Annotated in this window: 25 protein-coding genes; 14 read left to right on the top strand and 11 right to left on the bottom strand. The window is 55.6% G+C overall.

Going from position 1 to position 26,805, the window contains the following annotated elements; genetic code table 11:
* Window positions 1-59 precede the first annotated feature (59 nt).
* From AC2FCQ_RS04485 to AC2FCQ_RS04505, 5 genes are all read left to right on the top strand, one after another.
* Entirely contained in the window at window positions 60-956 is an 897-nt protein-coding gene (locus AC2FCQ_RS04485) for a LysR family transcriptional regulator (protein ID WP_209632963.1), read from the top strand.
* 213 nt (window positions 957-1,169) lie between these two features.
* A complete protein-coding gene (ertC, locus tag AC2FCQ_RS04490; protein WP_209632962.1) occupies window positions 1,170-2,261 on the top strand; it encodes a thiohydantoin desulfurase in 1,092 nt (363 codons plus the stop codon).
* Window positions 2,258-3,916, top strand: coding sequence for a thiourocanate hydratase (gene ertB / locus AC2FCQ_RS04495; RefSeq protein ID WP_209632961.1), 1,659 nt, complete (start codon window positions 2,258-2,260; stop codon window positions 3,914-3,916). The genes ertC and ertB overlap by 4 nt, the downstream gene beginning before the upstream one ends.
* Window positions 3,913-5,256, top strand: a complete 1,344-nt coding sequence (locus AC2FCQ_RS04500; RefSeq protein WP_209632960.1) for an MFS transporter — start codon at window positions 3,913-3,915, stop codon at window positions 5,254-5,256. Before ertB ends, AC2FCQ_RS04500 begins: the two co-directional genes overlap by 4 nt.
* Before the next feature lie 52 nt (window positions 5,257-5,308).
* Complete coding sequence (locus AC2FCQ_RS04505; RefSeq protein WP_490307639.1) at window positions 5,309-6,955, top strand: HAL/PAL/TAL family ammonia-lyase; 1,647 nt, start codon at window positions 5,309-5,311, stop codon at window positions 6,953-6,955.
* A 21-nt stretch (window positions 6,956-6,976) separates the two neighbouring features.
* On the opposite strand, the gene AC2FCQ_RS04510 is transcribed toward AC2FCQ_RS04505, so the two are convergent.
* Complete coding sequence (locus tag AC2FCQ_RS04510) at window positions 6,977-7,633, bottom strand: TetR/AcrR family transcriptional regulator (protein ID WP_209632958.1); 657 nt, start codon at window positions 7,631-7,633, stop codon at window positions 6,977-6,979.
* A 93-nt stretch (window positions 7,634-7,726) separates the two neighbouring features.
* Here AC2FCQ_RS04510 and AC2FCQ_RS04515 point away from each other — a divergent pair, with 93 nt between their 5' ends.
* The 4 genes from AC2FCQ_RS04515 (at window position 7,727) to AC2FCQ_RS04530 (ending at window position 12,702) form a co-directional block, all read left to right on the top strand.
* Window positions 7,727-8,425: a DAPG hydrolase family protein gene (locus tag AC2FCQ_RS04515; protein WP_490307640.1), complete on the top strand. Its 699-nt coding sequence runs from the start codon at window positions 7,727-7,729 to the stop codon at window positions 8,423-8,425.
* Between the two features lie 93 nt (window positions 8,426-8,518).
* A complete protein-coding gene (locus AC2FCQ_RS04520) occupies window positions 8,519-9,829 on the top strand; it encodes an MFS transporter (protein WP_265557117.1) in 1,311 nt (436 codons plus the stop codon).
* 174 nt (window positions 9,830-10,003) lie between these two features.
* Window positions 10,004-11,263, top strand: coding sequence for an MFS transporter (locus tag AC2FCQ_RS04525; protein ID WP_209632955.1), 1,260 nt, complete (start codon window positions 10,004-10,006; stop codon window positions 11,261-11,263).
* Entirely contained in the window at window positions 11,260-12,702 is a 1,443-nt protein-coding gene (locus AC2FCQ_RS04530; RefSeq protein WP_490307641.1) for a glycoside hydrolase family 32 protein, read from the top strand. Before AC2FCQ_RS04525 ends, AC2FCQ_RS04530 begins: the two co-directional genes overlap by 4 nt.
* Before the next feature lie 134 nt (window positions 12,703-12,836).
* Here the strand turns inward: AC2FCQ_RS04530 and AC2FCQ_RS04535 are convergent, their stop codons facing one another.
* From AC2FCQ_RS04535 to AC2FCQ_RS04545, 3 genes are all read right to left on the bottom strand, one after another.
* Entirely contained in the window at window positions 12,837-13,838 is a 1,002-nt protein-coding gene (locus AC2FCQ_RS04535) for a LacI family DNA-binding transcriptional regulator (protein ID WP_490307642.1), read from the bottom strand.
* A gap of 67 nt (window positions 13,839-13,905) precedes the next feature.
* Window positions 13,906-14,469 (bottom strand): HutD/Ves family protein, encoded by a 564-nt coding sequence (locus tag AC2FCQ_RS04540; RefSeq protein ID WP_490307643.1) that lies wholly within the window; start codon window positions 14,467-14,469, stop codon window positions 13,906-13,908.
* Entirely contained in the window at window positions 14,469-15,839 is a 1,371-nt protein-coding gene (locus AC2FCQ_RS04545; RefSeq protein WP_265557120.1) for a formimidoylglutamate deiminase, read from the bottom strand. Before AC2FCQ_RS04545 ends, AC2FCQ_RS04540 begins: the two co-directional genes overlap by 1 nt.
* Window positions 15,840-16,052: 213 nt before the next feature.
* Here AC2FCQ_RS04545 and hutC point away from each other — a divergent pair, with 213 nt between their 5' ends.
* From hutC to AC2FCQ_RS04565, 4 genes are all read left to right on the top strand, one after another.
* Window positions 16,053-16,769, top strand: a complete 717-nt coding sequence (gene hutC / locus AC2FCQ_RS04550) for a histidine utilization transcriptional repressor HutC (RefSeq protein ID WP_245209773.1) — start codon at window positions 16,053-16,055, stop codon at window positions 16,767-16,769.
* 159 nt (window positions 16,770-16,928) lie between these two features.
* A complete protein-coding gene (gene hutI / locus AC2FCQ_RS04555) occupies window positions 16,929-18,152 on the top strand; it encodes an imidazolonepropionase (protein ID WP_265557121.1) in 1,224 nt (407 codons plus the stop codon).
* Window positions 18,149-18,952 carry an N-formylglutamate deformylase gene (gene hutG, locus AC2FCQ_RS04560; RefSeq protein ID WP_490307644.1) on the top strand — a complete coding sequence of 268 codons (804 nt, stop codon included), beginning with the start codon at window positions 18,149-18,151 and terminating at the stop codon, window positions 18,950-18,952. The genes hutI and hutG overlap by 4 nt, the downstream gene beginning before the upstream one ends.
* Window positions 18,953-19,206: 254 nt before the next feature.
* Complete coding sequence (locus AC2FCQ_RS04565; protein WP_490307645.1) at window positions 19,207-20,742, top strand: serine hydrolase domain-containing protein; 1,536 nt, start codon at window positions 19,207-19,209, stop codon at window positions 20,740-20,742.
* Between the two features lie 8 nt (window positions 20,743-20,750).
* Here the strand turns inward: AC2FCQ_RS04565 and AC2FCQ_RS04570 are convergent, their stop codons facing one another.
* Together AC2FCQ_RS04570 and AC2FCQ_RS04575 are read right to left on the bottom strand one after the other, a co-directional pair.
* Entirely contained in the window at window positions 20,751-21,281 is a 531-nt protein-coding gene (locus AC2FCQ_RS04570; protein ID WP_265557123.1) for a chorismate mutase, read from the bottom strand.
* A 117-nt stretch (window positions 21,282-21,398) separates the two neighbouring features.
* Entirely contained in the window at window positions 21,399-21,863 is a 465-nt protein-coding gene (locus AC2FCQ_RS04575) for an anti-virulence regulator CigR family protein (protein WP_265557124.1), read from the bottom strand.
* 462 nt (window positions 21,864-22,325) lie between these two features.
* Here AC2FCQ_RS04575 and AC2FCQ_RS04580 point away from each other — a divergent pair, with 462 nt between their 5' ends.
* Entirely contained in the window at window positions 22,326-22,505 is a 180-nt protein-coding gene (locus AC2FCQ_RS04580) for a hypothetical protein (RefSeq protein WP_209632944.1), read from the top strand.
* Between the two features lie 54 nt (window positions 22,506-22,559).
* Here the strand turns inward: AC2FCQ_RS04580 and AC2FCQ_RS04585 are convergent, their stop codons facing one another.
* The 5 genes from AC2FCQ_RS04585 to AC2FCQ_RS04605 form a co-directional block, all read right to left on the bottom strand.
* The gene (locus AC2FCQ_RS04585; protein ID WP_209632943.1) at window positions 22,560-23,441 is read right to left on the bottom strand and encodes a nucleoside-specific channel-forming protein Tsx; all 882 of its coding nucleotides are present in this window, start codon (window positions 23,439-23,441) and stop codon (window positions 22,560-22,562) included.
* A gap of 391 nt (window positions 23,442-23,832) precedes the next feature.
* Window positions 23,833-24,105, bottom strand: a complete 273-nt coding sequence (locus AC2FCQ_RS04590; RefSeq protein ID WP_209632942.1) for a hypothetical protein — start codon at window positions 24,103-24,105, stop codon at window positions 23,833-23,835.
* 72 nt (window positions 24,106-24,177) lie between these two features.
* Window positions 24,178-25,071: an aromatic amino acid DMT transporter YddG gene (yddG, locus tag AC2FCQ_RS04595; protein WP_265557125.1), complete on the bottom strand. Its 894-nt coding sequence runs from the start codon at window positions 25,069-25,071 to the stop codon at window positions 24,178-24,180.
* Between the two features lie 92 nt (window positions 25,072-25,163).
* Window positions 25,164-26,534 carry an APC family permease gene (locus tag AC2FCQ_RS04600; RefSeq protein ID WP_265557126.1) on the bottom strand — a complete coding sequence of 457 codons (1,371 nt, stop codon included), beginning with the start codon at window positions 26,532-26,534 and terminating at the stop codon, window positions 25,164-25,166.
* Window positions 26,524-26,721, bottom strand: coding sequence for a hypothetical protein (locus AC2FCQ_RS04605; RefSeq protein ID WP_265557127.1), 198 nt, complete (start codon window positions 26,719-26,721; stop codon window positions 26,524-26,526). Before AC2FCQ_RS04605 ends, AC2FCQ_RS04600 begins: the two co-directional genes overlap by 11 nt.
* Between the last annotated feature and the right edge of the window lie 84 nt (window positions 26,722-26,805).

Here is a 26,805-nt window from a genome sequence, read left to right on the forward strand (position 1 = left end):
TGTCTTATGCTTGTTTATCACTCATGCATAACAAAATGTTAACTACCCGTGGAGGACGTGTGCGTTTAAACCTCAAACAAATCGAAGTGTTTCGCGCCATTATGCTGACCGGTTCGATCAGCGGTGCCGCAAAACTGCTGCACGTTTCTCAACCGGCAGTTTCACGACTCATCGCCTATACCGAGCAACGGTTAGGCCTGACGTTATTTGAGCGTATCAAGGGGCGGCTGTACCCCACGCCAGAAGCTCGCCACCTGTTTGTCGAAGTCAACTCTGTGTATCAAGGAGTACAGCGGGTCAACGAAGTGGCGGAGGATTTGATCCAAAACCGCATGGGACACCTGCGCATTGCCTGTAGCCCAAGTTTAGGCCAAGGCCTTATCCCCAGTGCTATCGCCAAGTTTCACGCACAACTGCCTGAAGCACGGGTAATTCTGCACACCATGATCCCGGATGTGCTCTTGCAAGCGGTGCTGACACAACAGGTCGAATTGGGCGTCGCCTTTCTGCATGAGGGCCATCCCAACGTGCATTCGCGTCAATTGTACGAGAACCGATTAGTGGTGGCGCTGCCCGCTTCTCATCCACTGACGGCTAAAAATGTGATTGGCATCGAAGAGTTAATCGACCAACCCTTCATTGGCTACGGTGCCGACATCCCTATCGGCCAGCTGGTACGCAAACTGTTGAACGATGCCGACATTATTCTGAGACCCACCGTTGAGGTGCAGCAGATCCATGTCGCCTGTGCATTGGTGCAAGCCGGGGTAGGTATCGCATTGATCGACGAAATTACCGCCAACGGACCGGTGTGGACCAAGGTGGTTTTCCGGCCGATAGAACCCACTGCAAATACCCCTATCAGTATCGTGCATGGCATGTACGAACCGTTGTCGCGCTTGGCACAAGCGTTTATCCATACCCTGGAGTCAGTACAGATCCACTGGTCGCGCTAGGCCATTTTTTCGCCCTTTCCCTTGCCGCTGTCCCTCATGACGGCGGCGCATTATTTTTTCCAGGCCACGGGTTAACATTTTGTTATACGCAGGTGATAAAAAGTAATGCGACATTTTAGTTAACCGCCCCCTAGTATCGAATTCCGGTAGCGCAACTATTCACAGATTATTCATTCAAGCGCAATCTCACCGATACTTTCAGGAGCACAGACCATGGGGCGTGTTTTAACACTTGATGATGTAGAAGCCGCAGTAAAAGGCGGTTCGGTATTTGCCTGCGGCGGTGGCGGCTGGGTGGCCCACGGCCTGGAACTGGGGCGGTTGGCCGTGACCATTGGGCGGCCAGAGTTAGTGACTCTTGATGAGTTGGCCGATGACGCCTGGATCGCCACCGCTGCGGCAATTGGCGCCCCCGGCGGTCTGACCGATTGGCAGATGCTGGGTGTCGACTACGTCAAGGCGGTCCAACTGGTACAACAGGAACTGGGCGCCCCTATCGCGGGATTGATGGTTGGCCAAAATGGTATGTCCAGTACCCTCAACGGCTGGTTGCCTGCGGCAATCCTCGGCTGCAAGGTCGTTGATGCCGTTGGCGACCTGCGCGCCCATCCCACCGGTGATATGGGTTCTATTGGCCTGGCCTCCAGCCCGCAACCCATGATCCAGGCCGCCGTCGGTGGTAACCGTAACCATAATGCCTATATCGAGTTGGTCGTGAAAGGTGCCACCGCCAAGGTATCGCCAGTGCTGCGCAAAGCGGCCGACATGTCCGGCGGGTTCATCGCCAGTTGCCGCAACCCGATACCGGCCGCCTATGTACGCCAACACGCGGCACTGGGGGGAATCAGTCAGGCGATCTCATTAGGTGAAAGCATTCTGGCGGCACAGGGCCGTGACGTTGTCGACGCGATTTGCCGCCACACCGGCGGTCAAATCATCGGCAGCGGCGTCGTTGCCGACAACAGTTTGCGCTATACCGAAGAGGCGTTTGACGTCGGTATTGTGACGATTGGTCAGGGGAATGGGCTGCGCCGCATCCACGTCATGAATGAGCATATGGCAGTAGAAGATGCCCATGGTGAGCGAATTGCCAGTTATCCGGACGTCATCACCACACTGGATATGGCCGGTAACCCGATCAGCGCAGGGCAACTGAAAGCCGGGATGGACGTCGTGATTTTCCATATGCATCACTCGCAGTTCCCGCTCTCGTCTTCGGTTACCGATCCTGCGGTCTATCCCCCGGTGGAGAAAACGCTGGGTATTGATCTACGCAGTTACCTGCCGACAGGAGATGCCGCATGAAAAGAACCTTTGGGGTCACCTCCGGCACCCAATTACGCTGCCTCGGCTGGCGACAAGAGGCCCTGCTGCGCCTGATGGAGAATGTGTTGGCGGTAGGCGAAAACCCGGATGAACTGGTGGTGTATGCCGCTCTGGGCCGGGCCGCACGTGATTGGCCATCACACGATGCCATTGTTCACGCACTGAAAACCATGCGTGAAGATCAGACCTTGCTGGTGCAGTCCGGCAAACCCATCGGCGTGTTGCAAACCCACGCCAATGCACCGTTAGTGATCATGGCCAATTGCAATATGGTCGGCCAATGGGCGAAAGCGGAAAACTTCTACCGCTGGGAAAAAGAGAATCTGATCTGCTGGGGAGGACTGACCGCCGGTGACTGGCAATATATCGGTTCGCAGGGCGTGATCCAGGGCACCTATGAAATCTTCTCGCGCATTGCCGAACGGCATTTTGACAACGATCTACGCGGGCGTTTTATTCTTACCGCCGGATTGGGTGGCATGGGCGGTGCCCAACCACTGGCAGGCACCCTGGCCAATGCCGCGATTCTGACCATCGAAGTCAATCAAGCCAGCATCGACAAGCGGCTGAAAAATGGTTTTCTTCAGCATCAAGCGGCAGATCTCAACCAGGCACTGGCGATGATCGCTGCCGCCCAACAGCGCAAAGAGGCCCTTTCTGTTGCCCTGCTAGGCAACGCCGCCGAGATCTACCCGGCTATTTTGGCCCGTGGTGTCATCCCTGATATCGTCACCGACCAAACAGCAGCGCATGACCTGGTTTACGGCTATGTCCCTGCGGGCTATAGCCTCGCTCAGGTGGCGACACAGCGCGAAACAGACATCAATGCCCTGATGGATGCCAGCCGCCGTTCAATCGTTCAGCACGTACAGGCCATGATCGGTTTTATGGATCGCGGTGCGGTGGTGTTCGACAACGGCAATCTCATACGCACTCACGCCCATCAGGGCGGCGTTGAGCGTGCATTCGAGATCCCTATTTTCACAGAGGCCTTCCTTCGCCCGCTGTTTTGCCGCGCTATCGGCCCGTTCCGCTGGATAGCCCTGTCCAATAACAGCGACGACATTCGCGTGATTGATGACTATCTGCTGCAGCGTTTTGCCGACAATCGCATCGTCAGTAATTGGATCACCCTGGCACGTAAGCATGTTCCGTTCGAGGGATTACCGGCGCGCATCGCTTGGCTTGGTCACGGTGAACGTACCGAGCTAGCGCTAGAGGTGAACCGTATGGTGGCAGACGGGCGCCTGTCCGGTCCGATCGCCTTCACACGCGATCATCTCGATGCCGGTGCGATGGCACATCCTAATATCATGACTGAAAAGATGAAGGATGGCTCCGATGCGATCGCCGACTGGCCGCTGCTCAATGCCTTGGTCAACTGTGCCTCTATGGCGGATCTGGTGGCCATTCACTCCGGTGGCGGCGGTTACAGCGGTTATATGACCAGCTCTGGCATCACCACCGTTGCTGACGGCAGCATTGCGGCGGCACAGCGCCTGCAACTGTCGATGACTAACGACACCAGCACGGGCGTGATGCGCTACGCCGACGCCGGCTATCAAGAGTCACTGGACGAGATTGCTGAAAAATCCCTGCCGTATATCTCACTGCCTCGTGGAGAACAACGATGAATAAAAGCACGGCTCCCTCAATATCGCCTCTGTTGGCCACTGACGCCAGTGTCACGCCGCGTAAAAAAAGCAGTGGGCGCAAAGCGATTGCCGCCGCTTCTGTCGGTAATGCGCTGGAGTGGTATGACTTCTCGGTATACGCTTTTTTTGCGGTGTATATCGCGCAGAACTTCTTTCACCCGAACGATCCCGGCACCCAATTGTTTGAAGCCTTTCTGGCCTTCGGCCTCGGGTTCGTCATTCGCCCCCTCGGTGCATTGGTGATCGGCGCTTACGGCGACCGGGTCGGCCGTAAGGCCGCTCTGACGCTGACGATAATGACCATGGCCGTCGGTACCGCAATCATTGCCTTTGCTCCCCCCTATAGCGCCATTGGTATAGGGGCACCACTGCTGATCCTGTGTGGCCGAGTGCTGCAAGGGTTTTCCGCAGGCGGTGAAGTTGGCGGTGCCGCGGCATTCTTGATCGAACATGCCCCCAAGGATCAAAAAGGCCAGTACGCTTCATGGCTGCAGGCCAGCATGGGGATATCCAATATCCTTGGCGCACTGGTGGCGACAGCCGTCACGCTGACACTTAGCCACGAGCAAGTGGGTGACTGGGGCTGGCGCATTCCCTTCATTATCGGCCTGTCAATCGCCCCGATCGGCCTGTGGATGCGTAAAACGCTCGAAGAAACGCCCCTGTTCGCCGAGGAACAGGCGCGACGGCTGCAAGAGAAACGTGCACCAGAGATGCCGTTGCGCTTGTTATTCCGTACCCATCGCCATGCCGTCCTGCTGGGTACCGGGCTGTCAATCCTATGGGCCGTGAGTGTCTATGCGCTGATTATTTATATGCCGATTTACGTCCAGCGCGTACTGCACTTCGAAAGCCACCAGGCGTTTTTGGCAGCGCTGATCGGCAACTGCTTTATGGTGGTGTGTTGTGTCGCTGCCGGTGCCTGGTCAGACCGGATAGGGACACTGAAGATCTTGCAGGCCGGGGCTGCGCTACTGCTGGTCGCCAGCTACCCATTGTTGTTGCTGCTGGATGCCTACCACACCACGGCGATGCTGATACTGGTGCAGACACTGTTTTGCGTGCTGGTGTCATTGTTCGTCGGCGTGGCGCCCGCAGCCTTATCAGATCTCTTTCCTACCGAAGTCCGTGCCAGCGGCATGTCCGTCTCTTACAACCTGGCTGTCACCGTGTTCGGTGGTTTTGCCCCGGCAATCCTCACTTGGTTAACCCAAAATACCGGTACCCGTTTTGCCCCAGCCTGGTACGTGATGATCGCCAGTTTATTGGCGCTGATCACCCTGTATTTGATCGCCCGTCGCCCACAGCGGCAGTTCTAAACCAGATCGCGATTACAACATCATAAAAATCAATAATAAGGGTCTATTTATCATGCCAGGAAAATTGACGTTATCGCTGTTGATCCTGCTCACGCTCGGTTACAGCCAGATCGGGGCAGCCACCGTAACCCTCGACGGCCACTCTCTTACCCCGCAGATTGTCGCCAACGTCGCCGATGGCGAAGCATTGGCAGTGGCTCCGGCAGCAATGGAGCGCGTGACAATGTCACATAAGGTATTAATACAAGCTGCGCAGAACGGGTTGAAAATCTATGGGTTGACGGTCGGCGTAGGCCTGAACAAAGACCGCCCGATGGTCGATGTACACGGCAAGCTAACGCAAGAAGTGGTAGAGGCATCGAAGAAATTTAACGTCGGCCTGTTGCATGCCCACTCTGGCGGCATCGGTAACCCCATGAGCATTCGAGTCGCGCGGGCGACCATGGTAACCCGCCTCAACGCCTTGTTGAGCGGTGGCGGTGGCGTTCAGCCAGCGATTGTCGACGCCTATGTCGCCTTCCTGAATAAAGGTATCACACCGGTCATCCCCGCAGAGGGTTCCGTGGGTGAAGGCGACATTACGGTAATTAGCCACGTCGGACTGGCGATGCTCGGCGAAGGCGACGTCTATTACCAAGGTAAAAAGGTGGCGGCCAAAACGGCATTGCATAGCAGCCAAACGCCGCCCATTGCTCCTTATGCCAAAGACGCGTTATCGATCCTCAGCTCTAATGCTTACTCTGCCGCCAGCGGCGCATTAGCCCTGGATTCATTGTCTCACCTGATACAGGTTAATACCTTGACCTACGCGCTCAGTCTGCAAGCGCTAAATGGCAACGTATCCCCTTTCCTTGCCAATACCCTGGCATTGCGCCCTTATCCCGAAGTGGCAGCCACGGGGAAAAACCTGCGTGAGCTGCTGGCCGGCTCCAGCCTGTGGCAACACGACGACAGCCGCCCCTTGCAAGACCCACTTAGCTTCCGCTCCGGCGTCTATCTTTTAGGAGAACTTCAACGCAGCTATCAGCAAGCTTACGATCAGTTACTGGTGCAGTTGAACAGTTCTGATGACAATCCGGGTGTCGCACTGAACGTGACAGCACCGTCACAGCGACCGCAAGAGGCCGTCGGGTACGTCAGTGAAGGCGACCTGCAGGGTGCCGTGCTCCCCAGCGCCAACTTTGAGCCCCTTCCGTGGGTGTTGGCCTTCGAACAATTGGGGTTAGCCTTGGCGCACAACTCGCTGGCCAGCGCACAACAGGTGGTCAAACTGAACAACCCTGCATTTACTGGCCTGACGCGTTTTCTCGGCACGGATCATACGGTACATGCCTTTGGTGCGATGGAAAAACCGGTCATGATGCTGGCAATGCGCAACAAAGAGCTGGCAATGCCAGTGTCGCTTGATTACTTCCCAGTCGCCGGCGATATCGAAGACATCGCCACCAATGCCCCGTCGGTGGTTGAGCGCGTTCAGCAGCAAGTGGATAACAGTTATCAATTGCTGGGCATTCTGCTGGTTCATGACGCACAGGCCGTGGACTTACGCCAGCAACGCCACAATGGTTTTGTGCTCTCTGCACCTACTGCAGCACTCTACGCTGCGGTACGCAAACAGGTCCCCTTTATCGAGACAGATCGCCCGCTAGCCCCAGATTTTGCAGCCGCCGAGCAAGTATTACGTCAATACGGCAAGTAAGCCAGCAGACCTCCCCCACGCTCAGGGCGCCGGCAACGGCGCGCTGAGCAATCCAGGCAACAACACCGCCACCGCAGCCGCGATGCGATCATCGATTTCACTGCCCGGTGGCAACAGCCCCAGTGCCATTTGGCGCAACGGTTCCGCTATCACCATCGCCAGCAGCAGATCGCTGATCTGGGTGTATTCCAGCTCACGTAGCCAGCCGCGCCGCTGTTGGCGTTGCAGCCAATCAGCCACAATAGCCCGACCGCGTTCAATACCGTTGCGCTGGTAGATGACCAACAGCGCTTCCCGGCCTGGAAACTCGCCTTGTAACAGACGAAACATCCCCAGGGCCTGTGCGCTCAATACCTGCCGTGCTATCGCCCGTAAGCCTTGTTCCAACAACATCGGCAGTTCTGCCACCTGTTGTGGATCTTGTTCGAACACCGGCTGAAAAGCGTCCGGCCAACTTGCTACCGCCTGCATCACCAGTGCCTCTCGGTTTTCAGCAAAGCGGTACAGGGTCTTTTTGGCCATGCCTGCCTGTTTTGCCACCGCGTCCACTGTCGTCGCGGCATAGCCCTGCGTCAGCAGGAGTTGCAGGGTCGCCTCCACCACGGCGGCCCGCAGCTCGCTTTCCGGGACCGCTGGCCTTCCGCGTGAACGCGATTGAGCGTCTGTTTCATTTGCCATGATTAATCCTCTACAGCGTTGACAGAGACAGCATACCGGCATAGTCTTATTTTGGAAACAAAATTAGTTTCCTAAACAAAAAGGATGACCGTTATGACACATCAATCGCTGGTGCTCCCTTGGGGCGTTAATGATATCAACGCGTTGCTTAAACCGGAACCATTGCGGCTGGAGATGGGGCTGACACGTAGCATGGACGGTTTGTTGACCGTGGCTATTCGTACCGACCTGCACGGCTGCAAAGGCCGTATGCTGGAGTGGTGGTTTACCTTTTTTGAAACCACGCAACACATCCGCTGGTGGCATCCGCACGATCACGTCGAACACCGAGGCTGGGACGCCCACTGGAAAAAAGGGGAAAGCTATGTCGGGGCCAGCATCGACGCGGTGGAGTGGCTAGCGGAAATGCCACCGACACCGGCTCGGCTGAAGTTCCATGCCGCCGAAGACTTCTTTGCTGCACACGCCTTGCAGCAGGCACGCGAAAGCCAGGCGTTATCTGCTGCGATTTGCGCCCGCATCGGTTTCGGCGAACAGGTAGCGTTGAACGATAACGGCGACCCTCTCGACGGAGAAATGCTGCACCTGGTTCGGGACACCCCTTATGGTTGCGTGTTGCGCAGCCGCTTCTTACTGGGGAAATCCTGCACCAACGCACATGACGAATTACCGGATGAAGTCGGTTTTAACCTGATGCGCCATTGTTACAATGAATTCAGCTATCTGGCACAATTTCTGCCCTCCTTGTACTACGCTGAAAACGGACGCGAGGTCGCCCCTTTGCCATGGTGAATCCCGTCTCACACTTCCTGTTTAAAATAATTGATTGTTTTGTCATAAGAATTTAGAACTGAATGACAATAATTCAAAGACACGGGAATGGGGATGGACACACAAACGGCGGTTATCGACGCACGCCAGTCGCGTCAGGCCTTGCTGGCCGGTTCGGTCGGCAACTTTATCGAATGGTATGAATTCGGCGTTTACGGTTTTCTCGCCACCGTGATCGCCGCCAATTTTTTTACCCTCCAGGGTGAAAGTGAAATCACCAGCCTGATCCTCACCTATGCCGCCTTTGCGCTGGCCTTTTTCTGTCGCCCGATCGGCGCCGTGATTTTCGGTCGTATCGGCGACCGCATTGGTCGCCGGCCGACGTTAATTGCGGTATTGCTGCTGATGACGGTAGCCACTGCATTGATTGGCATAATGCCAACTTACGCTTCCATTGGCGTCGCCGCCCCACTGTTGCTGACGTTATTACGTATGTTTCAGGGGCTGTTTGCCGGCGGTGAGTTTGGTGGCGCGGTGTCGCTCATGACCGAGTTTGCGCCAAAGGGTAAACGTGGCCTGTTCGGGGCTTGGCAATCATTGACCGTGGCGTTCGGGCTATTGGCCGGCGCAGGCCTGGTGGCACTGTTAGCCGCATTATTAACGACAGAGCAATTGCATGACTGGGGCTGGCGAATTCCCTTCCTGCTCGCGTTACCCATGGGGGCGGTAGCACTGTGGTTGCGGCTAAAACTGCAAGAAACACCCACCTTTACCCAGGCACAACAGACGCGCCACACAGCCACGCAGGCACCCGCCGTGAAGGTAAGCGGCGTCGTGAAAACCATTGTGATCGGCATTGGCCGCATGATGGGCTGGTCGGCTGCCGGTTACACCTTCCTGGTGGTCATGCCGTCCTACCTGCAAACCTCGCTGCACGCAACCTTTCAACAGGCGCTGGTCGCCACCGTGCTGGCCAACATCGGCTTCGCACTGACTATTCTGCCCGCCGGTATCCTTAGCGATAAATTGGGACGCAAAACGGTCATGCTGACCGCGGTGGTGGCGGTGATCCTGTTTACCTTCCCGCTGTTGCACCTGTTGCAAGATCCGCAGAGCTCGCTGCTGGCCAAGGGTATCGCGGTGATGATCGCCGGTGCTGTCGTCGGCCTGCTCGCCGGCCCAGGACCCGCTATGCTGGCAGAAATGTTCCCTACCCAGGTGCGCTATACCGGCCTGGGGCTGGCCTACTCGCTGTCCAATGCCGTGTTTTCCGGCTCCGCGGGGTTAATCATCACCGGTCTTATTAAACAGACCGGCAACCTCGACATTCCCGCTTACTATGTGGTCGCCACGTCGGTTGTCAGCCTGTTCGCGCTGATGACCCTGCGGCGTGACGACCATCTGCGTTCGCTCAACGAGCGTTAATTCCTTTTGGGCGCTCTGCGCGCCCTATTTTCTCGCTGAGTGATTTCGATCACACCAGTAAAATGTTAACGTTAACTTTTGTGATTAACATCGCAACCTCTCGTTTTGATGACTTTATTTGGCGCAAAGTTAACGTTAACAATAGGGCTAATTTCATCCATCAGGGCATTTCACATGAACCGCGAAACAAAAAAATATTATGCACTTCTCAGCGGCCTGTTGTTTTTCTTCTTCTTTACCTGGTCATCCAGCTTTTCACTGATTTCGATCTGGCTGAACCAGAAAATTGGCCTTAAAGGGACAGAAACCGGCCTCATCTTCTCCGCAATGTCGATCATGGCGCTGTGCGCACAGCCGCTGTACGGTTTTATTCAGGACAAACTCGGGCTGCGTAAACATCTGCTGCTGTTTGTCGGGGTATTGCTGTTACTCACCGGCCCCTTCTTTATCTACGTCTATGCCCCGCTACTGCAAACCAATTTGGTGGCCGGCGCATTGGTCGGCGGCGTATTTGTCAGCCTGGCGTTCAACGCCGGGATTGGCGCATTGGAATCCTATACCGAACGTGTCAGCCGCATCGTCGGTTTCGAATTTGGCCGGGCGCGTATGTGGGGCTCTCTGGGCTGGGCCAGCGCCACCTTCTTTGCCGGTTTTAACTACAATATCAACCCCAACATCAACTTCTGGATCGCCTCGGCCTCGGCGGCAGTGTTTCTGCTGTTACTGTGGCAAGTGCGTGAGCTGAAACCCAATGCCATGGCCGGTCTCGAGTACGGCAAGCCGGAAAACCTGAAACTGCAGGACGCCCTGGCATTGCTGCGCTTACCGGGGTTCTGGGCACTCGTGGTATTCGTACTCGGCACCAGCATCTACGGCGTGTTTGATCAGCAGTTCCCGGTTTATTTCGCCTCGCAGTTCGCCACCCACGAAGAAGGCAACCGTATGTACGGTTTCCTCAACTCACTGCAGGTGTTTCTGGAGGCCGGCGGCATGTTCCTCGCACCGCTGCTGGTTAACCGCATCGGCATCAAACAGAGTCTGTTGCTGGCCAGTAGCGTAATGGCACTGCGCATGTTCGGTTCCGGCATGGCCAGCGGCGCACTGATGATTTCCGCCATGAAGTTACTGCACGCCGTAGAATTGCCGATCCTGCTGGTAGCGATGTTCAAGTACATCACTACGCGCTTCGACAGTCGCCTGTCCTCCACCTTGTATCTGGTCGGATTTCAATTTATCAGCCAGATCGTTGCCGGCATTCTGGCCCCCTTGGCGGGTTACGGTTATGACCGCATCGGTTTTGCTGACACCTATTTGCTGATGGGCTGCGCGGTGGCCGGTACCACACTGATTTCCTGCTTTTTGCTGCGCGGCGAGACCGTGATCAGCACGCATCCATTTCAATCCACGATAAAATCAAGTGAGCCAACCCAATGAAAAATGCCTTAGCTCAAGCCGATCATGCGGTCGAAGCCCTGCGCGCACAACGTCAGGAGCAGTACTACCCACGCTTTCATCTGGCTCCGGCCGCAGGCTGGATCAACGATCCCAATGGCCTGATCTGTATTAACGGTGTCTATCACGTGTTCTATCAACACCACCCGTATGATGAGAACTGGGGACCAATGCACTGGGGCCACGCGACCAGCCAAGATCTCACGCACTGGCAGCACCAACCTGTCGCCCTGGCACCTGGCGATGATGATGACAAAGACGGCTGCTTCTCAGGCTGTGCGGTGGATAATGACGGCATACTGACACTGATCTATACCGGCCACGTCTGGCTGGGCAAAGAAGGTGATGATGATCAGGTACGCGAGGTGCAATGCCTGGCCACCAGCGAAGATGGGATCCATTTCGTTAAACACGGGCCGGTGCTAACGCCGCCAGAGGGTATCCAGCACTTTCGCGATCCAAAAGTCTGGCGCGCCGGCGACCAATGGTGGATGGTGGTTGGTGCCAAGGAGAACGGGTTGGGACAAGCGCGTCTTTACCGTTCGAACGATCTGCACGACTGGCAGTTTGATCGCGTATTGAGCGCTGCAAAGACGTTGCATCAGGGCTATATGTGGGAGTGTCCCGACTTCTTCCCGTTAGGGGAAAAGCAGGTGTTGCTATTCTCCCCACAAGGGTTGGCGGCGCAGGGATATCGCAATCGCAATCGATTCCAGAGCGGCTATTTGCTTGGTCACTGGCAACCCGGCAATGATTTCAACGTTACCCAAGCGTTTTGCGAACTGGACAACGGGCACGACTTCTATGCGCCACAAACCTTTACCACCGCCGATGGCCGACGCATGCTGTTCGCCTGGATGGACATGTGGGAATCCCCGATGCCGAGCAAAGCGCACGGCTGGGCCGGCGCCCTTACCCTGCCCCGCGAGTTGACGCTGGCGGCCGATGGAAACGTACTGATGAACCCGGCACGCGAGTTGGCGGCATTGCGTGGGCAGCAACAATCTCTGGCTGCGGTATCGCTGTGCAACCAACGTCAAATGTTAGCGGGAGAAGTGCAGGAATTAGCCCTGACGCTGAATCTGGCTGACAGTAATGCCGAGCGTTACGGTATCGCTATCGGTAAGGCTGCACGGCTGTACGTCGATAATCAGGCGCATCGCCTGGTATTGGAGCGGTTCAGTGAGGATCCCGGTCTATGTGGTTGTCGCAGCGTGCCACTACCGGCGGGGGAAGGGCTGTCGTTACAGATCTTTATCGACAGATCATCGTTGGAGGTCTTCGTCAATCAGGGCGTTGCCTGTCTAACCAGCCGTATCTACCCGGCCGACGGTCATCAAGGCGTTAGCCTGTTTGCCGAAAGTGGACAGGCGCAGTTTGCTGCATTACAGGCCTGGGAATTGGACAGCATCTGGGAATAAACGCCTGTTTGGTGTGAGGGGCACAGTTTATATGCTGCGCCCCATTGCATCTGCAAGGGATAAATCGGGTCGAACATGTTCGGGCCGGTTCCCAGCCATTGATTACCAGCGCGCATTTATTGAGCCCTGATGGATTAAAGTGATTCGCGCAGCAACAGTGGGCAAGCGACTTTCCGCGTATCCTGGTGATCGAGCTGATTGATCAGATGCAGCGCCGCCTGACGGCCCAGTTCGTAATGTGGCAACTGTACCGTCGTCAGCGGTGGCAGGAACAGTTGACCAATCCCCACCATGTTGTCATAGCCCAAAACGCCTACCTGCTGAGGTATTTTCCAGCCCTGCGCCAAGAGCACCTGATACACCATAAATGCTACCCGATCGTTCCCGCACACCACCACATCACAGTCGCGCTGCCCAGGTGAAAAGTGCCTTTCCAGCAGTTCTACGCTGTCGCGGTAATGCTCGTCACCATCCGTCAAATCGAGATGATACTGACGCAACTGGCTCACATCCCCCCCCGCGTCACGCCAGGCACGCTCCAGGCCGCGGCGACGCAGGCCCGCTGCCAGGGTGGTTTCAGGTAAGTGAATACACAAGGGGGCACGATAGCCTTTGGCGATCAGCGTACACATTGCGTCGTACTGGCCTTGTTCATCATCAGGAATGTAACTGGCGACCCGATGTTCCGGACTGACGCAATTCGCCAGCACCAGTTTTTTATCCAGCAGCTTGGCCGGGAGGGTCACCTGGCGCAGCCCCATGGTGGTGAAGATCACCCCATCCGGTCTATGTGCCAATAGCAGGTCAATGGTGTGCTCAGCGTTGTCGTCGGCGAACAGGTTAACGACAAAGCTGTTCCAACCGTGCTCGCGCGCCGTTTTTTCAATCGACAGGATCATTTCCACAGAAAACGGTGTGGTTGCAGTATCCAGCGCCAAAACGCCAAGCGTTTGCACCCGGCTGCTGTCGCCGCGAATGCGCCGTGCCGCGAGATCGGGCACATAGTCGAGTTGGTCAATCGCCAATTTGACGCGTTGGTAGGTTTCCGGCCGCAGCTTATCGGGCTCGTTGATGGCACGGGATACCGTCATTAACGATACCCCGGCAAGTTTTGCAACGTCTTTCAGCGAGGCCATGCACCCTTCTCTGTGTGGGATAGAAAACCAAATAATCCCATAGCTTAGCGCTGGACTCTAGCCCGGTCTAGCCGGGCATGATATCGGCCCACAGAATGACGCTGTCTTCCGCCAGCGACGACAAGGTGCCGTGGTGTTCATCCGCCGCCCACCACACGCCTTGGCGCGCAGCCAGTATGACGCCATCGGCCAGCGACCAACGGCCCTGCAGCACGTACAACACACCGGCATGATGGCGGGGTAACACCGTCGCCGCAGTTACGCGCTGCACGTTAGCTGCCCAGCGGCCGCGTCGGGTCATGATATTGAAGTCTTGGCTGCTACCGCCGAGCAATGTCGCATTCAGTGCCACATCACCGGAAAAGGCGAACGGCTCACCAACCTGCGAAAGGTGATGATCAATCTGCCCGTCGCTCAGCAGATGCACACCATCGCCTTCCAACAACGTGATCGACCGTTCGATACCGGTGAAAGCCGAGAAAGGGCCATCCTGCGCGATAGTGGCAATACTGGCGCGCCAATCAAAATCCTGACTGCCAGCGGGCCAACAGGCAATCTCGCGGGTTTCTCCCCCACCATTGCGCCACGGCGTTACCGGCAGAGAGGCAAAATCAAAACGCGTCGGGCCCATTATGCCTCCTGCTGGAACGTTTTCAGCACCTGCAGAAACTCTGCGCTGCTCTGCTGTTGCAGGGCATGACGCCCCTGTTCAATCACCTGCCGGCCACCGACAAACACGTCGCGAATTTGCTCTTTGCCGCCGGCGAACAGCCAGCGATTCAGAATGGCGGCGTCAGGTGCAGCAGCCAGATAAGGGTCATCACCGTCCAGAACCAGCCAATCGGCACGGTAACCACTTTGTAAACGCCCAATAGGCGCGCCACAAGCCTGCGCCCCCCCCTGCAAGGCCTGCGGGTACAGAACATCGGCCACTGCCGGTTGCTCTGGCGTAGTCAACCGGTTACGACGCTGATCGCGCAACCGCTGGCCGTATTCGAACCAGCGCAGTTCCTCAACCACATTGAGCGAGACATGACTGTCGGAGCCGATGCCCCAACGCCCCTGATGCTGCAGGTAGGCGTCGCCGGGGAAAATACCGTCGCCCAGATTCGCTTCCGTGGTCAGGCACAGGCCCGCTACCGCTTTGCTGCGCGCCAACTGCTCCAGCTCGTCACGGTCGAGATGCGTTGCGTGCACCAGACACCAGCGGCTATCGACCGGCAAGTGATCATACAACCAAGCTACCGGACGGCGGCCACTCCAGGCCAGACAGTCATTGACCTCTTTTTGCTGTTCTGCAATATGAATATGCACCGGCAAGGTGCTGTCTGATGCGGCAAGGATCTGCTGCATCTGGCTCAGTTCTACCGCTCGCAGCGAGTGGAAGCACAGTCCCTGATTTTGCAAAGGTTGATCCGCCAACTGACGGGCAATCACCTGCTGCTGCTCCAGATAGCTTTCCGCATTCTGAATAAAACGCTTTTGCCCTGGTTGCGCGGGCTGACCGCCAAACCCCGCATAGCTGTACAACACCGGCAAAAGTGTCATACCAATCCCCGCCTGTGCTGCCGCCTGGCTGAGACGCCCCGTCATTTCACCGCGATCGGCGTAAGGGTTGCCGTCCGCGCCGTGATGCAGATAGTGGAACTCCGCAACCTGGGTATATCCCCCTTTCAGCATTTCGATATACAGTTGACGGGCGATCACTTCCACCTGTTCCGGCGTCAAGCGCTGCACCAGGCGGTACATCAGGTCACGCCAGGTCCAGAAGCTGTCTTGTGGGTTACCCGCTATTTCTGCCAGCCCGGCCATCGCACGCTGAAAAGCATGGGAATGAAGATTCGGCATGCCCGGTACCACGTCGCCGTGCAATCGGGTGCAGCCTTGAGGATCTGAATCGGCAGTCACCTGAGTCAGGTAACCTAGCGCATCAACATCCAGGCGGACGTTATGTGCCCACCCTTCGGGGAGCAGAGCGCGTGAGGCAAAATAAGCTGGCATGGCAGTCTTCCACTGTTAGTGTAACGGCTGATAACGCGCGATAATCGCGCATCCGAAAATGCAGGGCCAACGTGTTGCTGTGGCGAACCGGCCCTTAGTTGTATATACATATACATACGCCGACATCAACAGTAAACTGGTGTTATTATTTTTTTATTTGACGAGGTTAACGTCGTGGTTGATCAACAGACCCTGTTACAACTGGCTGCTGCAATGAGCGATACCCCCGCCCCAATTTATCAACGGGTCAAGCAGGCAATCGTAAACCAGATCCGCGCAGGTCATTGGCTACCGCACCAACGCGTTCCTTCTGAAAGCGAGCTGGTCGCCGAGCTTGGCGTCAGCCGTATGACCATCAACCGCGCACTGCGTGAGCTGACGACTGAAGGCTTCCTCATCCGCATGCAGGGTGTTGGCACCTTTGTCGCCGAAGCCAAGGCACACACCGCCCTGCTGGAAGTGCATAACATTGCCGACGAAATTGCCGCACGTGGGCATCGGCACAGCAGCAAAATTCTGCAGCTCAAAGCACGCCCTGCCAGCGAAGAAGAAGCGGTCGCGTTGGGTATCCAGCCCGGCCAACAGCTTTTTTATTCACAGATCGTGCATTACGAAAACGACATTCCCGTTCAGGTAGAGGACCGCTGCGTGAACCCCCTGATCGCACCTGATTACATGAAGCAGGATTTCGATCGCGTCACGCCCTATATCTACCTGACACAGGCCGCACCGCTGACCGCCGGCGAGCATATCGTGGAAGCGGTGGTGCCAACCTCCCGTGAGCGTGAATTGCTGCAATTGGAGGACCATGAACCCGGACTGCTGATCCACCGCCGCACCTGGTCGGGTAAAACCGTGGTGACCTCAGCGCGCCTGCTGTATCCGGGCAGCCGCTATCAACTGTTCGGCCGTTTCACCACTGACGTGTAATTCCCTGCGGGTGCTGCTTTTGCACCCGCCCTTCCACAACGATCACATCCCGATAACAAATTTTTAGCCTGCCTCTTGTGACAATCCGATGAATGCGCTAGGTTGTTTTTAATTGTATATACAACCATGTGGGAGCCAAGGCTCCAGCGGAGAAAAGCAATGACCACTGAGATTCACTGCGACAGCCTGTGGCACGGAGCCGATATCGTCACCATGCGCGACGGCAAATACCACACGCTCAGCAACGGCGCGATTGCCGTGCGTGATGGAAAAATTGTCTGGCTGGGTGAACATGCGGCAATGCCGGCTGCGCTAATCGCGGATGAAACGGTGAAATTCGACGGCGGCATCATTACCCCAGGCTTTGTTGACTGCCATACGCATCTGGTGTTCGGTGGCAATCGCAGCGGTGAGTTCGAACAGCGTCTGAACGGTGTAAGCTATGCCGACATTGCCGCACAAGGCGGCGGTATCATTTCCACGGTCAAAGCCACTCGCGACGCCGATGAAGAGCGGTTGTTTGAACAGGCGCTGTTTCGTCTGCGCCCGCTGCTGGCGGAAGGTGTAACCTGCGTGGAGATCAAATCCGGCTACGGTCTGACACCAGAAAGCGAACTAAAAATGTTGCGTGTCGCACGCAGACTGGGCGAACACGTGCCGGTAGAGGTGAAAACCACCTGCCTGGCAGCGCACGCCCTGCCGCCGGAATACGCCAACCGCGCCGACGACTATATCGATCTGGTATGCAACACCATCATTCCTCAAGCGGCTGCCGCCGGGCTGGCCGACGCGGTCGACGCCTTCTGCGAGCACCTGGCATTCTCTCCCGCGCAGGTGGCAAAAGTGTTCGCCGCCGCTGAAGCGGCGGGTTTGCCCGTGAAACTGCACGCCGAACAACTTTCTGCACTGGGCGGCAGCACATTGGCAGCGCAGCACCATGCCCTATCCGCCGATCACCTGGAATACGCCACCGAACAAGATGCCCGCGCCATGGGCGACGCCGGTACCGTAGCGGTACTGCTGCCAGGGGCGTACTACCTGTTACGTGAAACCCAATGTCCACCGGTTGACCTGTTCCGCAAACACGGTGTGGCAATGGCCATTGCCAGTGACGCCAATCCAGGCACCTCACCGGCCCTATCATTGCGTTTGATGATCAATATGGCCTGCACCCTGTTCCGTCTGACACCGGAAGAAGCCCTTGCCGGTGTCACGACTCACGCGGCTAAAGCGCTGGGCCTTCAAGCCAGCCATGGCACGCTGGAAACGGGCAAAGTGGCAGATTTTGTACACTGGCCGCTGTCGCGACCGGCTGAACTGGCTTACTGGTTGGGCGGACAACTGCCCTGTACGGTGATTTTCCGAGGAGAAGTACGTCAATGACTATTCGCGATCCGTTTGATTTCCATGCCGGCAGCCTGCCGTTGCTGATCAGCATTCCCCATGCCGGTACTCGACTCACGCCGGCGGTCGAAGCCGGTTTGACCGACGACGCGCGACCGCTACCCGACACCGACTGGCATATCCCGCAGTTGTACGATTTTGCCCGTGCGATGGGTGCCAGCATGTTGGTCGGTAATTATTCGCGCTTTGTCATCGACTTGAACCGCCCCGCGGACGATAAGCCGCTGTATACCACCGCGACGACCGGTCTGTATCCTGACGTGCTGTTTGACGGACGTCCGAGCTTTTCGCCGGGCAAGGCACCCTCTGATGAGGAGCGTTCCCGTTATCTGCAAGACATCTGGCAACCCTATCACCAGCAATTGCAGGATGAACTGGCACGGTTAAAGGCAAAACACGGTTACGCATTGCTCTTCGATGCGCATTCTATTGCCTCAGTGATCCCACGTTTGTTCGACGGTAAGCTGCCGGACCTCAATTTGGGCACCAACAGCGGTGAAAGCTGCGCCCCGGCGCTGAGCGATCGTCTGGTCGCCTGTTGTGAACAGCAGCAACAGTTCACGCACGTGCTTAACGGCCGTTTCAAAGGTGGTTACATCACTCGCGCTTATGGCCAGCCGCAAGAACAGCTGCATGCCATTCAGCTTGAGCTGGCGCAGGTGAACTACATGTCAGAACAGTATCCCTTTGCTTTTGATCCGCAGCGTGCAGCGTCCTTGCAACGCCTGCTCAAACAAATGATCGACAGTCTGCTTTCCTGGGGCGGGTTGCCACGCTAAGTCTTCTCGACCTGTTGCGAGGCACGGCGCCGGCCTCGCATATCCCTGCGCTTGACGTCTTGCCTTGTGGCACACATTTTGCCTCCTTCCCTTTTGCCGTTTCGATTTGCGTACTGCATCTCAGTTTTGACTGAAAATTACCGTATCTGGTCGGAACAGCGCACAAAACAGCGGCCCGCAGATTGCGTGGTACGCGACAATCTGGCTAAAAGCCCATCGAGGCACAAATTGATAATCTATTCTGGAGGCTAGACATGTCTGAAATCCCGCTAAACTGGCGCGCCGCACAGGCGGTTGCCAACCGGCTGTTGGCTGATTGGCAGCCCGATGGCCAACCCGGTGGAGCGATTACCCTGTTCGACGCGATGCAGATCCAAGCGACCACCAGCGCAGGCCTTGCCGATCTGGCGCAAAATACCCCGTTTACCGCCGACACCGTAGTCCGTTATGCCTCTGTCACCAAACATATTTTCGCCGCGCTGGCGCTAAATGCCACGGACAACGCCATCAGCCTCAGTGACCGGCTTGGCAACTTGCTGCCTGAGCTGCAATCTCCGTTGGCAGACGTCACCGTCGGCCAAGCGCTCGACATGACCAGCGGGCTCCCCGACGTGCGCGAAACCCTGGGGTTGTTGGGCATCTCGGTGCACACTCGCAGCGAGGCAAAGCCGGTGATGCAGTTCCTGCAAGGGCTGAGTGGGTTGAACTACCCCGCGGGAAGCGAAATCACCTACACCAATACCGGTTACCGGCTGGTCGAAGCCGCACTCCAAGCCAGGGGCTATGATTTTGACCAACTGGTGCAGCAGCACATCGCCCAGCCGTTGCAGGTGCAGCTACGGGCGCCCGAAAGCTGGTTTGACGTTGTCCCCGGTCTAGCCCCCGGTTACTGGCGTTCAGCACAGGGTTGGCAACTCGCCACTGCGGGTCTGCATCTTTCCGCATCCGGTAGCCTGACGGGCAGCGCCAATGCCCTCACCCGCTGGTTACAAACGCTGCTCGCCGATCGCGATCCCGGCCGTGGCGTACTGGCACAACTCAGTGCGCCGCGTCATCTCAACCAGGGCCAACTCAGCAGTTATGGTCTGGGGCTGGCACAAACTCCGCTCGGCCAACATCAACTGCTGGGGCACGGCGGTTCACATGCCGGCTACAAAACCTATTTCTTGTTGGCACCTGACCGTCAAGCTGGCGTCGTACTGGTCGCCAACCGCGAGGACTGTGACAGTTTTGCTATGGCACTGCAGGTCATGGCCGCTTTGCTTGGCGAAGCGCTCCCGCAACGCAGCACGGCGATTCCTGACGGTATTTATGCCACGGTGGCCGAACCCTACTGGCTGGAGGTGAAAAACGGCAACGTCGCCTATCTGGGTAGCGATGAACCCCTGTATCAAGCTGATGATGGTTACGCCGTGTCGCTTTCCGCTCATATGCCGATACGGCTCAAATGGACGGGGGAAGCCGTTGAAGGGGAAGTGGGCCATGTGACGCGCAGTTTTCTGCCAGTGATACCCAACCGCGACTGCCTGAAACACGTTCAGGGGTTGTGGTATCACCCGCAGTACCGAACAGCTTTCGAAATTTGCGGCGATCAGGTACATATTGGGGTTGGCCCTGCGGCACAGACCGGGACAATCAGTTCGCTCGGCCAGGGCCGCATGCTGGTTGAAAGCAACGACGGCCCGTGGTTAAAACGCTTTTGCCTGTACTTCCGTGGTTACAGCGTGGATTTAATTGCTAATCGCAGCCGCGTGCTGACCTTTCAGCGCAGCGGCGTGGGTTGCGATTAATCGCGCTGTCACCCCGCCTTGCTTACCCTGACGGCCAGCAAGGCGGTAAATAAGCGCTGTTTGTCAGCCTCGCTCAGGTTGGCCTGATCAATCGCGTGAATAAAGGCACTGCGACTGGCCTGCGTCAACGAACCGCTTTTCACCTCCGTCGCCAGCTGCTGTAAAATACGGCTACTGAGTTCAGCAATCTGCGGCCGTACGCTCTCGAGCGGGCGCGGCTGCCACTCACTTTCCGGCTGCGCCAGCCAGCCTGCGCGATAACGGTATTGGATTGCCTTGGCCGCGTCCATTTGTGCCTTGATAAAGGGCCTGACAGAAAGCGGATCCAATCCTAAACGCCCCGCTTCTGCCTCCGCACTTGCCAATACGTTGGCCTCTTGCGCCAAATCCTCAATAGGCAGATTGCGTTGTGCCTTATAACCCGCAACATCTTTCATGTAAGACAACCGCTGGTTTACCAGCTCACCGAGTGCCATGTTGCTTTCAGCCAACGAGGAAAAACTGACCAGACAACAGGCAATCAATAACATCCTGAACATGACCATGTCCTTATTTATTTGCCTAAAAACAATAAGGATAAGAGTTCACCACGAACCTTGGGTTCAGGCAAATAAAAAGCCCCGCCGAAGCGAGGCTCTACGCAGCAAAATCCCGCGTTAATTAAACACGCCATTGATCACTGATGCTACCAATGCGGTGCTCAGCGCGACCAAGACCAGGTCGTCACCGGCAATACGCCATTCATAGCCTGGATAATAAGGCAAATCATGGCGCATCGATGAGGGCACCATTTTCTTGGCGATGCCTGGGGGTAACGGCTTGCCACGCGCCAAATTTTTGGCAATACCCGGCGGTAAAGAACGGTACCCGGTCAGCCCATAGTTCACTGCCAGAGAGCGTGCACGCTCACGAGAAATACTGACTGAAACCATGCCTTGGTCGCTATCGTTTCCTTTGGCCTTATTACCGTGGTTACCGTTATTGCCATGGTTACCGTTATTGCCATGATTACCGTTGTTGCCATGGCCGTTCCCCCCTTTATCAGCCAATGCCGGTGCAGATGACAGGCCTAACGACGCGATCAGCGCCAGCACGGTGAGGGTAATATGAGGTGTACGCATGGGTGTCACTTCCTGCATGGGTTATTGCCTCCAATATTGGCGCAACTGTCCACATAAAGCATGCGGAAAACTCTGAGATATTTATCCCCTGGAATGAAGACGCACCCTTCAGATGAAAATACGGTCCCCCACTGCAAAATAACTCGATAAAACCGAATGATTTGACTGAGATTTTTCTTGCAGAGAAATAAGCCTTGTCGTAGTTTGTGGGGGTCACAAAAAAGAGTGAATCTGCTCTTTTTCGTCGCACCTCAAATTATTTTTCATCACCCAAAGTGATAATTCGGAATACTTCCCGCCACTCCGTGCGGGATTCTTTTTGCTATAAAACTGACATCAAATGCACCACACCAGTGCTTTTTGTTGAGATTTAGTTGCCAATACTTTAAATTCGGCGTCTGAGAAACCTTAACCTCCCGCAATGGCCAGGTGGCAACTGACGGGCGTTCAGGAGCAAAAGACATGCAAATGACCCTCATGGAATACATCACACAGCACTTTAATGGCGATCTTCACCGCTACGCGCAATCTGAAGGCGTGAGCCGTGAACAAATCATCAACTGGATCAATAATGAATGCCATGTAATCAAAGGACGATTATTTATGCCGGTAAGACATTTGCCGGGTGAACCTGCGCAGTGATGACAAAAAAAACCCCGCCAAAGCGGGGTTTTCTGTTTCTGACACCACGGAAAATCAGAAGTTATAACCGGCTACCAGGTAGTAACCCCAACCGGTGGATTTAATTGGGCCCTGCGGAGTGCCGATATCAGCCCCATCCTGCCACTGGCCACCGTTATGGAAATAACGGGCAACAAACGAGTAGTGCCAGTGATCGTAATTCAACGCCAAGATATGGCTGGAAGCAATTGAGTTACTGGTACGCACTTGCTTGCCGGTACCGTCGGTCCAATTGCTGTCTTTGCCCAGATCGGAACCAAAGTCAAAGTTGGTAAAGCCGATGTAGCTCAGATTGCCACCCCACAGTTGGGTCAACGGCACAAAGTATTTCACTTTGAAGCGGTAACCATCCCAGCTGTTTTCGTTGGCAGCCTGGTAGTTTTCCCACTGGTATTTTGCATAGATGTTCATCGACAGGCTCATCGGCAGACCGGTGTCGATGTCGGTACCCAGACCCATGTACCAGGTATTCTGGCGACCATCGGCATTGTGGCCCAGGTCATAGATGTAGTTGTTAGCAAAGTACCATTCTTTGAACGGGCCGAAGCTCAGATCGGTACCGGTCAGTTTGTCGATGGAGAAGCGCGGTTCAATCTCCATAAACATCGGTGAACCTTTGTCCCAGATGCCACGATCCGGCGTGTTACCAACGCCGAAGAACTTAGGTACGTCAACGTAGCCATAGAAGTCGAACCAATCTTTTTTAGCGAAGGCTTCATACTCCAGGTAGACGTCGTTGTTCAACTGAGGTCCGAAACGGGTGTGGTAGCTGCCTACCACGTTAACGCTCTGGTGCCACCAATCTGAAACGTATTGGCTGTCTTTGCTATCAGCCATTGAAGATGCACTGTAAGACGCTGCGAGCAGTACACCTGCTGCGAGAGCTATTTTTTTCATTTTATTACCACATGCTTAAAGGGCCATTTCCTGCCCGTTAGAAAAGATGACAATGAGTCTGACGACACCTGGCGTTGCCTCCGCTTACAAACTCTCGGGCGACGCGCGCATTATAGAAATCACTGGGTGTAAGAATCTGTGATCCAGTTATGCATTTTGCGAATAGGTAATCGATTGCGTTCACATTTGTCAAATTATGTTTCATGAAAATTCACGATCGCTGTGATTTTTGTCATGCCCGGTAAATTTTTAAGCAGTTTTTGTGCCAATTATGTTCAACACGAAAACGTAACCAGGTCTGTCGCCAAAATGAAAATGCCAGCGCTATTAACGCTGGCATTTTGGGGAAATCTACGGTGATAAACGGGGAATAGCCCCCGCTGGTCAAACTTCAGTTAACGGCGGGCAGAGCTTTCGCGATATTCTCCTGACGGAAAACTACCTCCTGCCCAGGTGCGATCTCCCACTCTTTGGGTGGAATATCCACTTTGGGTGCGGCAGCGATCACCGACCCCACAATCAACTTGCCTTCGCGACGCAAAATACTGACATCCAGTTGGTATTCGTGGCGCAAATTAGCCGTGGTCAGTCGCACGGTATCACCGCGCATATAGCTTTCATCATCAATAACTGGCTGCTGAATGAATTGGATATCGTCTCTCATTTTCATGTTCCTTCATGCAGAATCGCTAGTTAGATTCTAGTCCAACATCGGACAATCGGTTGATAATTTCCGTTAATTTCCTCGGGTTGCCCGCCAGCACACTAATGAGCCCAACGTGACCATCACCACCCCCTGCCAAAAATTGGCCGTCAGCGCAGTCTCCAGCACGAGGGCGGCAAATACCGCTGACAACACCGGCGTAAAATAGGACACCGTCGCCAATAACGTCATATTGCCATGCAGAATACCGACGTTCCACGCCGCGTAGCCCGCCCCCATCGCGATACCCGCACATAGCAGCGTCAAGGTCACGGGAAGGGTAAATTGCATGCCGCTTTCGGCGCTAAACGCGTACTTCAGCCATAACGCCACGGCGGTCAGCGTAATAAACAGCACGACACCGTTTTGACCCTGCGCAATTTTCTTGGTCAGATTGCAATACAGTGCCCAAATCACCGCGCCAGCAAACGCCAGCGAATAGCTCAGCGGATTGCTACGCACATTTTCCAGCATTTGCGCCGGTGACCAACCGCCCTCGCCGCTCATGATCCAGCCGATACCGAATAATGACAGCAACAACCCTGGCACCAGCCACCATTTGGCTTTTTGCCCGTTGAATACCAGCGCCATCAGCACGGTAAAACAAGGCCAGAGATAGTTGATCATCCCAACCTCAATGGCTTGCAAGCGGGTATTCGCGTAGCCCAGTGACAGTGACAGACAGATCTCATAGCTGACAAACAACAGGCTACCGAGGATCAGATAGGCTCGCGGGAAATGGCGAAAATTTGGCAGCCGCAGCACCAGCAGCAAAAAAATCGCGCTGACGCTGTAAATCATCGCCGCACCGCCAATAGGCCCCAGCCCCTCGCTAACGCTACGTATCAGGCCGACAACGCTGCTCCACAGCAAGATCGCTAACAGGCCGAGTAATGTGGCTCTATACTGGACGGGGAAAGAGGGCATCGATGAAATCCAATAGGTTATTTTTTATCAGGATTTTCACTCTACTGCCCACAGGAAAAAAAAGAAAGGCGGGCGTCCCCGCCTGGCTTGGGTTATTGCTGCGGTTGTCGCTCAAACTGCGGAGGTGGCTGGCGGAAACGCCGGGTGAGATACACCAGGTAACCAAAGCCCAGAGCGGCCCAAATCAGTCCCATGGTTAGCGAGCTTTTTTCCAGATTCAACCAAAGTACGCCCACCGTCAGAGCCCCCACCAACGGCAGGAACAGATAATTGAAATGGTCTTTCCACGTTTTGTTGCGGCCCTCGCGGATATAAAAATGACTGATCACCGACAAATTGACGAAGGTGAAAGCCACCAGTGCACCAAAGTTGATCAATGCCGTGGCCGTGACCAGATCGAATGACAGCGCAGACAACGCCACCAGCCCAACCAACAGCACGTTCAACGACGGCGTGCGCCACTTCGGATGGATATAGCCAAAATACTTTTCCGGGAACACGTTATCGCGCCCCATTACATATAACAGTCGCGACACGCTGGCGTGTGAGGCCAAACCGGACGCCAAGGTGTTAATAAAGGTAATGCAGAGGAAAATCGATTGGAACAGCTTGCCGCCCACATACAGCGCGATTTCAGGCAATGCCGCATCTGGCTGGTGGAAACGTTGAATAGAAGGGAAAAACAGCTGAATAAAGAACGACACGCTGATGAAAATCACCCCACCGTACAGCGCGGTCAAGAAAATGGCCCGGGGAATCACCCTGGCGGCGTCGGGCGTTTCCTCACATAACGTGGTGACCGCATCAAAGCCAAGGAACGAAAAACACAAAATGGTAGCACCGGTAATAATCGGTAGCAGATGCGCGTTCTCACTCACGAACGGTTGCAAACTCCACACGGTTCCCAACCCTTCACCGCTGTGCAGACCGCGCACCACCAGAAAGATGAACACCACAATGATGGCAACCTGAGCCAGAACAAATAACGTATTGAAGTTGGCCACCAGATTGACGCTTTTCAGGTTGATGGCAGTAATAATGATCACAAAACCCACCACCCATACCCACGGCGGCACGTCAGGAAACAAGGCGGTCAGGTAGATTTTTGCCAGCAGCGTGTTAATCATCGGCAAGAACAGGTAATCGAGTAACGAGGACCACCCCACCAAAAAGCCGACGTGCGGATTAATGGCCTTCTGCGCATAGGTATAGGCGGAACCCGCCGTCGGAAACTGGCGCACCAGTTTGCCGTAGCTGATTGCCGTAAAGAGTACGCCAGCCAGCGCCAGCAAGTAAGAGGCAGGCACGTGACCGTCAGTCAGGCCTGAAACAATACCGAAGGTGTCAAACACGGTCATCGGTGTCAGATAAGCCAGGCCCATCATCACCACTTGCCACAGCTTCAGGGATTTACGCAGCTGCGGTTTGGCTGCTTCATTACCGTTAATGGGATTAATCGTCATGGCTCTTCCCCTCTTTGTCCTCTGCTGGTAACCGGTTAACGTCATTCAGAGAGGCCGCGGGGAAACTGCTGTTCAGGCGGCGGAAAATGCGATGTAAAGACAACGGGAACAAGCCTGCAGATGGCCCGTATTTACTGCGGCTCAGGCACACGCCTGAGCAGACTGATGGTTCAGTTATGGCTGTCATGATTATTTCCTCGCTGGCGTCCTGTACGCCAAAGTGGAAGAAATGCTGTACCGCTGCGCGCAGCTTCGCAGGCCACAGGATAGC

It is taken from the genome of Serratia sp. CoH_134_PS_4 (genome assembly GCF_058190535.1).